At 69.4% G+C, this 13,889-nt stretch carries 11 protein-coding genes; 2 read left to right on the forward strand and 9 right to left on the reverse strand.

Going from position 1 to position 13,889, the window contains the following annotated elements:
- Positions 1-3: 3 nt before the first annotated feature.
- Both surE and J1M36_RS05825 read right to left on the reverse strand, forming a co-directional pair.
- Positions 4-927 carry a 5'/3'-nucleotidase SurE gene (surE, locus tag J1M36_RS05820; RefSeq protein WP_241246919.1) on the reverse strand — a complete coding sequence of 308 codons (924 nt, stop codon included), beginning with the start codon at positions 925-927 and terminating at the stop codon, positions 4-6.
- Positions 928-1,146: 219 nt separating this feature from the next.
- Positions 1,147-2,109 (reverse strand): PfkB family carbohydrate kinase, encoded by a 963-nt coding sequence (locus J1M36_RS05825; RefSeq protein WP_206478863.1) that lies wholly within the window; start codon positions 2,107-2,109, stop codon positions 1,147-1,149.
- A gap of 61 nt (positions 2,110-2,170) precedes the next feature.
- Between J1M36_RS05825 and J1M36_RS05830 the strand changes: the two genes are divergently transcribed.
- Positions 2,171-2,650 carry a GNAT family N-acetyltransferase gene (locus tag J1M36_RS05830; RefSeq protein WP_035965631.1) on the forward strand — a complete coding sequence of 160 codons (480 nt, stop codon included), beginning with the start codon at positions 2,171-2,173 and terminating at the stop codon, positions 2,648-2,650.
- A 63-nt stretch (positions 2,651-2,713) separates the two neighbouring features.
- Here the strand turns inward: J1M36_RS05830 and J1M36_RS05835 are convergent, their stop codons facing one another.
- Complete coding sequence (locus J1M36_RS05835) at positions 2,714-3,133, reverse strand: ChaB family protein (RefSeq protein ID WP_098054689.1); 420 nt, start codon at positions 3,131-3,133, stop codon at positions 2,714-2,716.
- A gap of 259 nt (positions 3,134-3,392) precedes the next feature.
- On the opposite strand from J1M36_RS05835, the gene J1M36_RS05840 reads away from it, so the two are divergent.
- A complete protein-coding gene (locus tag J1M36_RS05840) occupies positions 3,393-3,887 on the forward strand; it encodes an Hsp20/alpha crystallin family protein (RefSeq protein ID WP_206478864.1) in 495 nt (164 codons plus the stop codon).
- A 159-nt stretch (positions 3,888-4,046) separates the two neighbouring features.
- Here J1M36_RS05840 and J1M36_RS05845 read toward each other — a convergent pair whose 3' ends face one another.
- From J1M36_RS05845 to J1M36_RS05870, 6 genes are all read right to left on the reverse strand, one after another.
- Positions 4,047-7,814, reverse strand: coding sequence for an MMPL family transporter (locus tag J1M36_RS05845; RefSeq protein WP_206478865.1), 3,768 nt, complete (start codon positions 7,812-7,814; stop codon positions 4,047-4,049).
- 190 nt (positions 7,815-8,004) lie between these two features.
- The gene (locus tag J1M36_RS05850) at positions 8,005-8,706 is read right to left on the reverse strand and encodes a TetR/AcrR family transcriptional regulator (RefSeq protein ID WP_312795851.1); all 702 of its coding nucleotides are present in this window, start codon (positions 8,704-8,706) and stop codon (positions 8,005-8,007) included.
- 84 nt (positions 8,707-8,790) lie between these two features.
- The gene (locus J1M36_RS05855) at positions 8,791-10,182 is read right to left on the reverse strand and encodes a D-serine ammonia-lyase (protein ID WP_206478867.1); all 1,392 of its coding nucleotides are present in this window, start codon (positions 10,180-10,182) and stop codon (positions 8,791-8,793) included.
- A gap of 45 nt (positions 10,183-10,227) precedes the next feature.
- Positions 10,228-12,084: a bifunctional sugar phosphate isomerase/epimerase/4-hydroxyphenylpyruvate dioxygenase family protein gene (locus J1M36_RS05860; RefSeq protein ID WP_206478868.1), complete on the reverse strand. Its 1,857-nt coding sequence runs from the start codon at positions 12,082-12,084 to the stop codon at positions 10,228-10,230.
- On the reverse strand, positions 12,081-13,022 hold the full coding sequence (locus J1M36_RS05865; protein WP_206478869.1) for a shikimate dehydrogenase: 942 nt from the start codon (positions 13,020-13,022) through the stop codon (positions 12,081-12,083). The genes J1M36_RS05860 and J1M36_RS05865 overlap by 4 nt, the downstream gene beginning before the upstream one ends.
- A 74-nt stretch (positions 13,023-13,096) precedes the next feature.
- The coding region (locus J1M36_RS05870; protein ID WP_241246920.1) for an IclR family transcriptional regulator at positions 13,097-13,889 on the reverse strand (793 nt) is incomplete at its 5' end.

Raw genomic sequence — 13,889 nt, forward strand, 5'->3', positions numbered from 1 at the left:
CATCTATCTGGTGGCGGCGGTTGTGGTGGGCCAGGACTTCCGTAGCGGTGACACGATGGACCGCAACGCCGCCCTGCCCGACGACCTGCAGGGCCAGACCGCGGAGCAGTTCACGTGCCAGGAGACCGCGGCGTCGTCGGCGGAGGGATCGCGGGGGGTGATGCCCAGAGCGTCCGGGGCGAAGGTGCGCAGGGTCTGGTGGGGGTCGTCCACCGGGGCGCGCAGCAGGGTGGCCGTGGCCCAGCCGTGGGTGAGGAGGTAGTGGTCGCTGTCGGGTTCCTCCGGGCCGGTCTCGGCGCTGTAGGTGACGGCGATGTGCTTCTCGTCCCCGCGGCCGATCTGCGCCTGCACCGCGCCGAAGCCCGCCAACCGCGCGGGTTTGAGGCCGCGGAGGCGTTCGGGGGCGACGTCGGGGACGTTGATGTTGAGGATCCACTCGTCGAACGGGCGGGTCTCCCATCGCTCGAGCGCGAACCGGGTGACCAGGTGCGCGGTGTCCCAGTGCTGCGGCGCGCCGGACGTGATGGACACCGCGATGCCGGGGATCCCGTGGGACGCGGCCGTCAGGACCGCCCCCACGGTGCCGGAATGCAATGTGGCCTTGCCCGTGTTCGCGCCCAGGTTGACCCCCGAGAGCACGAGATCGGGCCGCTGGCCGAACGCACCATAGGACGCCAGGAACGCGATCAATGCGGGTGCGGCCTTCACGCCCACGCAGTCCACGTCGCGCGGCATCCCGGGCGGCGCGGCTGCGACGAGCGCGATCCGGCCGTCGATCTCCTCCCCGGACAGGGAGGAACTCGCACCCGAGTACTCCTCGGCGGGTGCGGCCACCTTCACCGTGTGCCCCCGATCCAGTGCAGCGCGCACCAGAACCGCGAGCCCCGGGGACGAGATGCCGTCGTCATTGGTGACCAGGATGTGCATGTGCACCATGGTGACACGCGCCCGTCACGCGGACCAGAGCCCGGTACTCGGGCCAGGCCACCCAGGAGGACCAACCCGGTCACGCTTCACACGGGCCGAACTGCCCGCGACCACGTCCGGTCAGGGTGCACTGGGCGTCAGACCGAACTGCTCGGCGCGTCGAGCCGGAGCCGGGTCGTGGCACCGAATCGGAGAACCACAGGTCAAGCACCCGGAACGTCAGGACAGCGTGCGCACCGTGATCTCGCGGGCGAACTTCTCGATGGTCGTGCGGTTACCGGTCCCCAGGCCGCGGCGCGCCACGTTCAGCGCTCCCGCTGATGCACCGAGGGCCACGGCCTCCACGAGATCGAGACCGCGCGCCAGACCCACCGAGATCCCCGCGGTCATCGAGTCCCCCGCCCCTCGGTGGTCCAGCGGTGTGATGGACGGCGCGGAGACCTCCCGCACGGAATCCTTCTCCACGAGCAGCGCGGGGTCCTTGGCGCGTGAGATCACCACGGCGCCCGCACCGCGTTCGAGCAGCATGTGTCCGGCGCTCACCAGGGCCTCCGCGGTGTCCTCCGCGACGAGCTCGAGATCGAGCACCTCTTCGTGGCTGATCTTGAGCACGTCCACGTTCGCCGCCACGGCCGCCAGTGCGGGCTTGCCGCTGAGGTCCGCGACCACGGTGGTCCCGGCATCCCGCGTGTCCCTGATAAGGCGGCCGAAGAACGACGCCGGCACCACGTCCCCGGGTTCGGCCCCGGTGACCGTGAGGACGTCCGAGGCGAGCGCGTCCACGAACGCCGTGCCGTAGAGATCGTCCAGTTCATGGCGGGAGAGCTCCGGGGGCGGCAAGTGGGCCACGGTCTCCCGGTCCTCACCGCGCAGGTCGTAGACGTATCCGCCGTTGCCGTACCCGTAGCGCACAGCATTGACCTGCATGCCCAGCCCGTCCAGCATGGTGCGGATCAGCGAGCCCAGTTCTCCGCCGAACGGCCCGCTCACGGACACGTCCGCCCCCAGCGACCCGGCCATCCGGGCCACCCACAGCCCCTGCCCGCCGGGGTGCATGTGCACGTCCGACTCGTGGGAACTACGGTTGCGATGCGCAGCGGGTTCCGTGATTTCCGTGATCAGCAGCGGAGTGGGAACCAGGATGGAGATACGCGGCTTGGGGCCGGGGCGGGTCTCGGTCACGAACGAAAGCTACATGACACGGGCGCTGGTGAACAGCACACCAAGGTGTCACCATGGTGGGATGAACGTCACCGCACCGGTTCGTATCGTGGAAGGTCAGGCCGCCAGTGAGCACACGCTGCGCGCCCTGAGCGCGTACTTCAGCGAGTTGAACAACCGGATCGACGGCGGTTTCGATCCCGAACTCACCGAGGTCACCGCCCCGGAGGACGTCACTCCGCCGCACGGGGATTTCTTCCTCATGACGGATTTGGTCACGGGCTCGGTCATCGCGTGCGGCGCGGTGCGCAAACTCGACGACGACCGCGTGGAACTGCGCCGGATCTGGGTCACCCCGGAACACCGCGGACAGGGCCACGCGCGCACCCTGGTGCGGGCACTCGAGAACAAGGTGCGCGCTTTCGGCGCCACCACGGCCGTGGTCTCCCTCAACGAGGAGATGACCGAGGGGATCGCGATGTTCCGCAAACGCGGCTACGAGCCCGTGGATTCCTTCCACGACGCCACCACGGCCTCGGTCTTCCTGGCCCGCCAGTTGTAGCCCCACCGATCGCAGGCCAGCAGTCATAAACCCGCAGGGTATGAACCCGCCGAGCGGTGAACCTCAGTCGCGGGCCTCGCGCGTCTTCTTCTGATTGGCCTTGTCGATCGCCTCGACCAATTCGTCCTTGGTCATGTCCGAGCGTCCCGTGATGTCCAGTTCCTGGGCGAGTTCGTACAGGTGCTCCTTGCTGGCGTTAGCGTCCACCCCGCCGGCGGTGTCCTCCGAGTTCAGGCCGCCCTTCTCGGCGCTGTCGTCCGAGGGCCCGTTGTGCTCCTTGGGCTCCCAGTGGTCCCCGACCTTCTCGTGGGTGTGCTTGACGGCCGACCACGCGGTGCGCGCCGCCCGGGCGTCGTCGTGGTATTCCTCCTGCGCCGAGTCGTAGGTCTGCGCGAACGTGTCCTGTGCCTTCTCGTCCGAGCGTTGCAGCGTGGACGGGATCTCGTCCTGACGCGCGTGGCCGTTCTTCTTCGCCTTGGGCACGGGGGCCTCCTCAGAGCGTTCGGGTGTCACTGGTGGCTCGATCCTACGCGCCGCCGACGCCGCTGCGACAGGCCCGCCCGCTGCTTGAGTCAGTGCCACTCAGCTTTCGTGCGTCAATGACTAGCACTTCCGCCGACAGCCTGCTACATTAGACGTTGTTGAGTCACAGAGACTCAAGAAACGTGATGGCTCCACGCGGGTAATCGACCGGTTCGCGGGGCACAGCACGTGGGTGCCGCAGAGTGAAGGAGTAATCGTCATGGCTACATTCGACCCGTTCTCCGAGGTCCAGAACTTCGCCAACCAGGTCCTCTCCGGCCGCAACGGCCTGGAGCAGATGCCCATGGACCTCTACCGTCAGGGCGCCAACTACTACTTTGCCGCGGACCTGCCGGGCATCGATCCCACGAGCGTGGACGTGGACGTGGACGGTCAGCTGCTGACCATCCGTGCGCAGCGTCGTCTGCCCTCCGCGGAGAAGGACACCAAGTGGATCGTGCGCGAGCGCCGCAGCCACTCGTTCGTCCGCCAGCTCAACCTGGGCCAGGGCATCGACACGGAGAACATCACCGCCGCGTACGACAACGGCGTGCTGACCGTGACCATCCCCGTGTCCCCCAAGTCCCAGCCGCGCAAGATCCAGGTGGCCACCGGCCAGGAACACCACGACAACGTGGTCCTGGAGCACGACAAGGGCTCGGACGAGGACCGCTCGCAGAACGTGCAGACGGACTCCGAGGGGTCGCAGGACTAACCAGAACCTAACAGGGCCGATCAGGACCGACCCTTCACCGGCACTGACCGGCGAATCCACCCGGTGGGAACAGGCCTGCTCAATCGGGGGCTCACCGCCCCATGACATGACTGTGCCCCGCAGGTCACCCTGCGGGGCACACTCATGTTCACGACGGGGTCAGCGGTTCATCCACCGCACCACGTGGTCGAGGTCCTCGGACGCGCGCGACGTCCAGACCATGAGCGCGTACACGTGCGGTCCGCCCTCACAGACCACCGCGGTGGTGTCCACGTTTGCTCGCACCAGCTCGGCCACGAACTCCATGGTGTCCGGGTAGAGCATGTCCCGGTCACCCTGCAGCACGAACGTGCGGGGCAGTCCGCGCACGTCGCCGAACGCGGGGCTCACCATGGGGTCGGTGACGTCCCGTGTGCCGGCCCACCAACGAGCGGCGGCCCGAGCGCCGTCGGTACCGAGCATGTGGTCCGCGTCCCGGTACGCCTCGATCTGGGGGTTCGTCACCGTGGTGTCCACCCACGGGGCCATGAGGATCAGACCCGCCACGCCGAGATCGTCCGCGTCCCGCAGTCGCATGGCCTGGGCCAACGCCAGACCACCGCCGGCGGAGTCGCCCGACAGGAAGACGCGCGGGCCGAACGAACGGGCCAGGTCCCACACGCCGTCGGCGAGTTCGAGCGCCTCGTCCACCGTGTGATCGGGGGCGAGCCCGTAGCCCGGCACCACCACGGTGACCCCGGTGCGCTGCATCAGGGCGTCGATCCAGCGCCAGTGCACCGTGGTCATGGGGTTCACGTACGCGCCGCCGTGCCAGTGCACGACCACCGGGGCGTCCGCCCGGGTGATGGCCGCCTTGGGCCGCGCGACGATGACCGGGTACCCGGCCACCATGACCTTCTCGAAGCTCGCGCGCTTGTGCATCGCCTTGTGCGGTGCCGCTTCCTCGCCGCGCACGGCCAGGGACTCGAGCAGCTTCTCCTCGGAATCCAGCACATCCGGGAGCACCCGCAACGCCTGGTTCGTGGCGCGCAGCACCGGGTCCGCGGCGCGCACGATCACGTCCGCGGCCGGCTTGGCGGCCCGGTCCTCGGCGATGCACGTGCTCGTGGAAGCCGCCGCATGCCGACCGCGACGCCGCTGGGTCCCCGCGGTCCCGGGCGTTGCGGTGTCTTCGCGGGAGCCCCCATTCTCGGCAGCGCCCGCGGGCTCACCGCGGCGCTGGGCGTCATCGGCCACGGCACCGAGAGGGGCCCCGGTGGCATGGTGCTGCCCAGCCGAGCGACGCTCGGATCCCCGGTGGTAGGTGGCACGGTGATCGGCCGCGGTGCGGTGGTTCCCGGCATGACCGTGGGTCCGCTCGCCGGCCCCGGCACGGTGACCGTGCGACGTCGTCCGACCGGAAACACCGGCCGCACCGGCCGCACCCGCGGTGGCCACGGCGGCGGTCGCGGCGTGCTGCCCGTGACCGGACTTTCCCCGGCGCTTCCCGGACACCGCGCGATGGCGACCGGTGACGGGGGCGGACCCGGCGGCGTCGCCCTCGGAGACCGTGCCGGACTGCCCGGCACCCTGCACGGCGAGGGACTCACCTTCGACGTCCACGTGCGGGAGGATCTTGTCCAGCCAGCGCGGGAGCCACCAGGCCTTCTCGCCCAGCAAACGCATGACCGCGGGGATCAGGAGCATGCGCACCACGAACGCGTCCAGGAGAACGCCGATCGCGAGTGCGAAGCCGATGGGCCGGATCATGGCCATGTCCGCGAAGATGAAGCCCGCGAACACGGAGATCATGATGATCGCCGCGGCGGTGACCACGGAGCGGCCCGCCTTGAAGCCGTAAACCACGGCCTGGCGCGCGGGGTGCCCGTGGGCGTAGGCCTCGCGCATCCCGGAGACCAGGAACAACTGGTAGTCCATGGCCAGGCCGAACAGGATGCCGATCATCAGCGTGGGCAGGAAGCTGAGGATGGGCCCGGGATCGTGCACGCCGAACACGGCGCCGCCCCAACCCCACTGGTACACGGCCACCACGGCACCGAAGGCCGCGAGCACGGAGAGCAGAAAGCCCAGCGTGGCGATCACGGGGACCAGGATGGAGCGGAAGACCATGAGCAGTAACAACAGCGAGATGATCAGCACGACGCCCAGGTAGAGGGGCAGTTTCTCGCCCAGCAAATGGGAGACGTCGATGTTCGCCGCGGTGGTGCCGGCCACGCCCACGTGGACGTCCTCGTTGGCCTGGAGGTCGCCGTTGAGGTCCCGGATGTTGTTGACGAGTTCCTCGGTCGCGGCGTCCGCGGGTCCCGAGGAGGGGATCACCTGGATCACGCCGGTGGTGTTGTCGTCCGTGGTCACACCGGGGAGCACGTTGGCCACGTCGTCCTGCTGCGCCAAGCGGTCCGCCACCGTGTTCATCTTGTCGGTGGCCTCGGCATCGTTGAGACCCCCGGGGAGGTCCACGACCACGGCGAGGGGTCCGTTCTCACCCGCACCGAAGTCGTCCGCGATGCGCTGGTAGGCCTGGTACTGGGTGCTGTCCTGGGGTTCGGTGGACGCGTCCGGCAGGCCCAGGCGCATGGTCTGGGCCGGCAGCGCGAGCACGATGAGCACGGCCGCGCACGCCAGGGTGGTGATCCAGGGATGGCGCAGGTGCAGGGGGACGTCGTGCTCGTCGATGTTCTCCTCGCGGGGCGCGGCGTCCCGCAGCTTCCTGGGCAGCACACGCCGCCCGGCGAGGGAGAGCAGAGCAGGGGTGAGTGTGAGGGTCAGCAGCAGGGCGACCGCCACGGCCACACCGGCCACGGTGCCCATGAGTCCCAGGAACGGGATCGCCGTGACGTTCAGAGCCACTAGGGCCACGATCACGGTCAGCGCCGCGAAGAACACGGCGGTTCCGGAGGTGCCCACGGCCATCCCGATGGATTCCCGCACGGGCATACCTCGTCGCAACTGCTGCCGGTGCCGGTTGAGCACGAACAGGGAGTAGTCGATGCCCACGGCCAGGCCCAGCATGACGCCGAGCATGGGCGTCACGGACATCATGTCGATCACGCCGGAGAACGCGAGGGTGGCACTCGTGGCGATGGCCACGCCCAGCAGCGCGGTCAGCACGGGCAGCGCCGCGGGGACCACGGCGCGCAACATGATCAGCAGCACCAGGGCCGCGATGATCACGCCCACGATCTCCGCCGGACCCACCAGGGAAGAGATGTCCTGCGCGAGCTCCTGGGAGAACTCGGCGTCCACGCCGTCCACGGGGTGGTCCTTGATGGCGTCCATCACTGCGCTCTTGGTGTCCGATTCCACGGAGGTTTGGTCCACCGAGAAGCTCACCACGCTGATCACGGAGTTGCCGTCCCGGGAGACCACGCGGTAGTCACCCATGCGTTCCATGGCCCGTTCGCCCTCTTCGAGCTGGGCCTTCTGCTGGGCGATCTGCTGCGGGTCGATCCCGCGTTGCTGCAGGATGCGCTGTTCGCTCACGCCCGGCGGCAGGTTCTGGCGCAGCTGTGCGAGTGCTTGCTCGCCCTGCTCGACCTGCTGGCGGCCGTCCCGCAACTGCTGCCGACCGTCGTCCAGCTGTTGCTGCGTCTGGAACGGGTTGCTCGTGGAGGCCACCTGGTCCACGTCCTCGGTGGCCTTCAGAGCCTCGGCGATGCCGTCCTTCTGGGCCTGCGTGAACTCGGAGCCGTCCTCCGTGAAGAACACGACGCGCCCGGTACCCTGGTTCGCCTCCGGGAGTTCGTCCTTGAGCCGATCCGCGAGGTTCTGGGTCTCGGTGCCCGGGATCGTGATGGCGTTGCTCAGGTTCACACCCGACATGGCGACCCCGCCCACGGCCAACGCAAGCACCGCGAGCCATACCAAGATCACCGCCCACGCGTGGGAGGCTGCGCTCTTGCCCAGCCTGTACAGAAGTCGTGCCACGGGATTCTCCTACTGAATCGGAAGTTCTCTGGTGGGTGCGTCGCGCGGGGCGGCGGCTGATCGGTCCATGGGTGCTGTGCGGTTGTCGACGACGCCGCGGCGCCGGTCTGCGGTCTCGGGCCCCGGCGTCGGGGGCTCGCCGGTGGTGCTGGTCAGGTTTTCGGGTCGGGTTTCGGATCGGTGCGCGGCATCAGGAATCGAAGCCCCGCCCCAGGACGCCGAGTGCGGTGGTCAACAGTTCGTCCCAGATCCGGCGGCCCCGCTCGTCCAGCTCGCCCCCGGTGCGCGCAACCCATTCGTCGAGGCACTCAGCGAACGAGTTGATGAGCGTGGTGGCCACCAAGTGCGTCTCGAAGGACGAGTGCTGCGGCAGTCGTTCGCGCAGCACCTCGTTCAAGCGGTCCACGGCGGTGCGGGTCACCCTGAATCCCCACAGCGAGGCCGCGGGGGTGTCCTGCAGGTCCACGGAGAACACCGGTTGGAGTTCCTCGATCAGGGTGTGGGTGCGCAGCGATCCGATCAACTGCCGGTAGACGTCCCCCAGGGAAACGTCCGACGTCGCCGCTGTCGTACCCTTCGGCGTCGTCGGCTCCGGGAGATCCCGCAGCACCCCGTCGATCAGCCCTGCCACGAGTTCCGAGAGGTACTCGAACACCGCGTCCTGGGCCGAGGGGAAGTGGTTGAAGATGGTCCGGCGGGAGACCCCCGCCCGCGCGGCCAACTCGTTGACGGTCACGCGGTCGGTGCCCAGCTCGGTGGCCAGTTCACCCGCGGCCGCGATGATGGCCCGCCGATTGCGCAGCCGGATGGCTTCGCGCTTGTCCTTGGGCTCCCCCGATCGGGGCTCACCCGAACGGTCGTCGGCGCATCCGGACAGCAACGTGGTCAACACGTGATCCATCGTACGGCAGTAATTGCACTGTGTGCATCTTCTGATGAGGAGGCTCTCATCACCTCCCCGCCAAGTCTGCGTACGTCAGTCCTTTAGGGATCGATGGTGGGGGCGTCGGTCCCTGGAACGTCGGTTGTCGGAGCGTCCTGCGAGGTATCCCGCCCGCACGTGATCCGGGAGCATGCCACCACCGGTGAGCCAGGCCAGATGGGTGGCCCCGTCGGGGATCTTCATCGGGTTCTCCCCCGCTCCCTCGTGGGCGACGCGCCGCAGGGCGTCCAGGGCCGCGGCGGCCGAGGGCTCCACCACCATGCCCTCCGCGCCATGCAGGCTCCTGACCTGGGACAACATCGCTTCATCCGTGCACGTGACGTAACCGGCGAGCAACCCTTCCACGGCTCGACCCACGAATCCCGAGGCCCGCCCCACCGCGAGCCCGTCCGCCACCGTGCGGGTGTCCAACCCCAGTTCCGCCACCGAGATCCCGTCATGACGACCCGTGTACACACCCAGGAGCATGCAGGGTGCGCGGGTGGGTTCCACGAACACACAATGCGCTGCATCCCCGAATTCCCGTTTCAATCCGTACGCCACGCCGCCCGGGGCTCCCCCGATGCCACATGGGAGGTACACGTACAGGGGATGCTCAGCGTCCGCAGCGACACCCAGGTCATGTAATTGCCGGGCCACCCGCGCTCCCGCCACGGCGTACCCCGCGAACAGGCTCAGCGAGTGTTCGTCGTCCACGAAGTGCACCGACTCGTCCGCCTCGGCGGCCACACGCCCCGCCGCGACGGCTTCCGTGTAGTCGGTGCTGTGTTCCACGACCTCCACTCCCCGCGAACGCAGCAGATCCTTCTTCCACTGTTGCGCGTGTACGGACATGTGCACCGTGGCCCGCAGCTCGAGCGCCGCGGCGATGATCCCGATGGACAGCCCCAGGTTTCCCGTGGAACCCACGACCACGCGGTGCTCCCGCATGAGCCGGCGGAAGGGCTCGGCCCCGAACACGGTGTAGTCCGGTCCGGGCCGCGGTGGTTCCGGCAGCAGGCCGTGGCGCACCGCGAGCGTCTCGGCGTACTGCAGGACCTCGTGCACCCCGCCACGGGCCTTGATGGAACCGCTCACGGGGAGGATGTCGTCACGTTTGAGCAGGACCCGCCCCGTCCGGATACCGCTCACGCGCTGCCACTCGCCGGCCTCGTCCAATGGCGACTCGATGAGCCCCCGCGCGGGCGCGGTCTCGGGGAAGGTCGCCGCAATCCAGGGCCGGAACCGCTCGAGGCGCGCCGCGGCGTCGTCGACCAAGGCCGGGTCCACCCCGGAAGCCGCCAGCCCCCGGGCGCTGTCCACCGCGGGATTCCACCATGTCAGGGGTTCCCCCCGGGCCAGCCGGGACAGCACGGGATCCGACGCACCCCTTGACCCGTGCTGCCTCGGCGGCTCCGCGGTGGGTTCGATCTCCGGCGTATCCATGGCCCCATCATGGCGCGGCATGCTCTCACAGGCCACCGACCGGGCTCAGCCCCCGAACTCCCGGTACTGCGCGGCCAACCGGACGGGAGCATTGGGGGCGCCGAAGCCCTCGTAGCCGCCGCGGCGTTCCACGACCTCCACGAACACCTCGCCCAGCGTGGCCGTGTAGAAGTGCAGGAACTCCCCGTGCTCGTCCCGGTCGTAGAGCAGCCCGTGGGATTCGAGCTCGGCCACGAACTCAGGATCCAGATCGAAGCGGGCCACGAGGTCCTCGTAGTAGTTGCGCGGCACGGGCAGGAAGGCGAGCCCGCGGCGTCGTGCCCGGCGTGCCACCGCGACGACGTCCGAGCACGCGAGCGCCACGTGCTCCGGGTAGGCCGCGCCCGTGAAGGCGCCCTGCTCCGCGGCCATGGGCGCCACGTTGAGGGGGATCCGCACGGTGTTGCCCTCCGAGCGCATGACCTGCGAGCGCACGAGTCCGGACGGCCCCGCGACCTCTTGCGAGGACGTGGGATGCAGGTTCAGCAGGGACGTCAGGAACAGCACCGCCTCGTCGTAGTGCTGCCACGGCTGGGCCAGGTTCACGTGGTCCACGCCCGTGATCAGGGCGCCCGACGCCGCGTCGTCCTGGTCCGCGCCGAACTCCCCGAGCCACGGGGGCACCCCATGGTTGCCGTGCGGGCCGAAGAATAACTCCGTCCCGTCCGGCGCGAGCACGCCGTGCAGCACGGTCTCGTCCGGCTGCTGGGCGCGATCCACGGCCCGGGCGAGCAGGCGTTCCGCTCGGTACGCGGCGAGGTCGGGATCCGCGACCTGGAAGCCGAGAGCCGCGAGCCGCGTGGGCTGCACGGTGGCCCCCGGGTCCTCCGAGACCACGATCCGCACCGGCCCCTGCGTCCACGCCTGGACCGAGTCCTTGGAGCGGTGGTGCCCGGCCAGGGAGAACCCCAGCTGATGTAGCAACCGGGTCACGCGCCCGAGCTCCCGGGTGCGCAGCTCCACGAAGTCCCAGTCGTCGGGGGTCTGCGGAGCGGGCAGATCAGTGAGCACGAGCGGCTCGCGCTCGGGTTCCCCGCCGGCGTCGCGCACGGCGTCCGCGGTCTGGTCCTCGAGCCAGCGCAGGGACCGCAACCCGTCCACGGCCGTGCGGTAGACGTCCGCCTGCCGGAACGAGTCGTTGAAGATCTCCAGGGACACGGGCCCGGCGTACCCGCACTCGTGCAGGCGGCCCAGCAGGTCCACCAGGTCGAAGTCCCCCTCACCCGGGAAGACCCGGTGGTGGCGCGACCACGAGAGCACGTCCTGTTGGAGCAGGGGCGCGTCCGCGAGCTGCACGAAGAAGATCTTGTCCGGGTCGCACTTTTCCACCCCGGCCACGGTGTCCCCGCGGGAGAAGATGTGGAAGCTGTCCAGGCACGTCCCGACCCGGGGGTGGTCCGCGAGTTCCACGATCCGGTGTGCGTGGCGCCAGTCGTTGACGTGCGCGCCCCACGCGAGAGCCTCGTAGGCCAGGTCGATCCCGTATTCGTCGGCGACGTCGCCCGCGGCCCGCAGCTGCTCGGCGATCGCCTGGTCGTCGTCCAGAACACCGGTAGCCACGTTCGAGCACACGAGCAGCACCGTGGTGCCCAGCCGGTTCATGAGTTCGCACTTGGCGCGCAGTCGGCGCAGGGAATCCGGGAACGCCTCCGGGGCCACCTCCACGCCGTCGCGGAACGGCTGGTACATGTCCAGGGAGAGCCCCAGCTCCGCTGCGAGCTCTCGGAGTTGTTCGGGCGACGACGGCGAGACCACCAGGTCCGGCTCGAAGACCTCGATCCCGTCGAACCCGGCGGAGGCCGCCGCCCGCATCTTCTCCTCGAGGGTTCCGGACAGGCACACCGTGGCGATACTGGTCCTCACAGGGCACCCTCCTGTTTCTCGTGGCTACGCTCACCCTCGGGAGCGGACGCGGGGACGGTAACGGCGTCGTCGCCCTGGCCGGTGAGCTCCAGGAAGTGCCGGCGCATGCGGGCACTGTCCGGGGCGACCCCCGTGATCAATGCAAATGCATCTACCGCTTGCCCCACGGCCATGTGTCCACCGTCCAGCACCGAGCACCCGAGAGCCCGCGCCGCCCGTACCAGGGGCGTCTCGAGCGGAAGGTAGATCACGTCCGCGACCCAGTGCTCCGGTCGCAACAGACCCACGCCGAAAGGCGTCCCGGGGTGATGGTGCATCCCCACCGGGGTGGCGTTGACCACGCCGTCGGCCGCCGCGATGTGCTCCGTGGCCTGTTCGGCCGTGACGGCTTCCACCACCGCGTCCGGGTAGCGGGCGGCGAGTTCGCTCGCTCGCTCGGCGGCGCGGGCCACGTCCACGTCCACGAGACACAGCCGCTGCGCACCCAGGGACAGCAGGGCCTCGGCCACCGCGGACCCCGCCCCGCCGGAACCGAACTGCACCACGGACCCCACGGTCACGCCGGGCAGACCGTGCCCGAATCCGGTGGTGAACCCCGAGCAGTCCGTGTTGTACCCGATGAACTTTCCTTCCCGGATGAGCACCGTGTTCACGGCCTGGATGGCCTCGGCGCGCGGATCGATCTCGTCCAGGTGCTCGAGTACGAGCTGCTTGCACGGGTGCGTGATGTTGAAGGCGTTGAACCCCAGATCACGCCCGGCCCGCAAGAGGTCCCCCACACTCGTGCCGGGGCGTCCGATCACCCCCAGGTCCACGGGGCGGTAGAGGTAGCGCAGACCGTGCCGGTCCGCTTCGGCCTCGTGCATAGGCGGGGTGAGGCTCTGCGTGATGCCGTCGCCGATCAAACCCACCAGGTAGGACTCGTTGCGAGTGGACATGGGACTCCTTCCGGGGAGTGTGTGCCGTGGTCAAGAGGTGCGAATTCAGGGCCCGGGGAGCCCGGACCCGAACATCAGCTGCGCTGCGGGAGCACCACCGCGAGTCGGTCCGCGGCCTCCCTCAACAGGGGGACGTTCTGGATGAGCTCAGTGGGATCGCACCGGTGTACGGGCGCGGCGAGCGCGAGCGCCGCCTGGAGGGGAGCACCTGGGGACATGACGGGCACGGCCAGGGCGGCCATACCGTCGTCGTGCTCCTGGTCCTGCAGGGCCCACCCCTGCTCCCGGACCTGCGTGAGGATCGCGCGCAAGCGCTCGCGGTCGGTGAGCGAGCGCTCCGTGCGCGCGCTGAGGTCGAGGGACGCCACGAGGTCATCGCGGACGTCCGGTGCGGTGAAAGCCAGCAGCACCCGGCCGAGCGCGGAGGTGTGCAGCTCCCCCCGGTCCCCCGGGTCCGTGGTGATGCGGTGGTGCGGGCCGTCCACGGTGTGCACGGTGAGGAAACGGTCCCCGTCCAGCACGGCCAGCAGACAGCTCTCACCGGTCGCCTCCACGACCTCCCGCATGACGGGCAGTGCGGTGCCGGCGTAACCCCTGGCCGTGGCCGCCTTCTGTCCCATCGCGAAGAGCAGCAGACCCAACCGGTACTGCTTGGTCGCGGGCTCGTACTCCGCGTACCCGGCGTCCACGAGGGTGCTCAGCAAGCGGTAACACGTGCTGAACGCGTAGCCGGAGTCCGCCACGAGTTGCCCGGCGGTCGCCCCGTGGGGGTACTCGGCCAGCATCTCGAGCAGCGCGAGCCCCTTGCGCACGGTTCCCGAACGGTCAGCGGCCCGGGACCGGCTACCGGCCCCGCCCTCCCCGGAC

Origin of the sequence: Kocuria sp. KRD140, from assembly GCF_017168375.1 — a bacterium.
Taxonomy (GTDB): domain Bacteria; phylum Actinomycetota; class Actinomycetes; order Actinomycetales; family Micrococcaceae; genus Kocuria; species Kocuria marina.

Excerpts from the sequence above, each read along its gene's own strand:
- surE (WP_241246919.1), bottom strand. The coding sequence starts at position 927 with ATGCACATCCTGGTCACCAATGACGACGGCATCTCGTCCCCGGGGCTC.
- J1M36_RS05830 (WP_035965631.1), top strand. The coding sequence starts at position 2,171 with ATGAACGTCACCGCACCGGTTCGTATCGTGGAAGGTCAGGCCGCCAGT.
- J1M36_RS05840 (WP_206478864.1), top strand. The coding sequence starts at position 3,393 with ATGGCTACATTCGACCCGTTCTCCGAGGTCCAGAACTTCGCCAACCAG.
- J1M36_RS05855 (WP_206478867.1), bottom strand. The coding sequence starts at position 10,182 with ATGGATACGCCGGAGATCGAACCCACCGCGGAGCCGCCGAGGCAGCAC.
- J1M36_RS05865 (WP_206478869.1), bottom strand. The coding sequence starts at position 13,022 with ATGTCCACTCGCAACGAGTCCTACCTGGTGGGTTTGATCGGCGACGGC.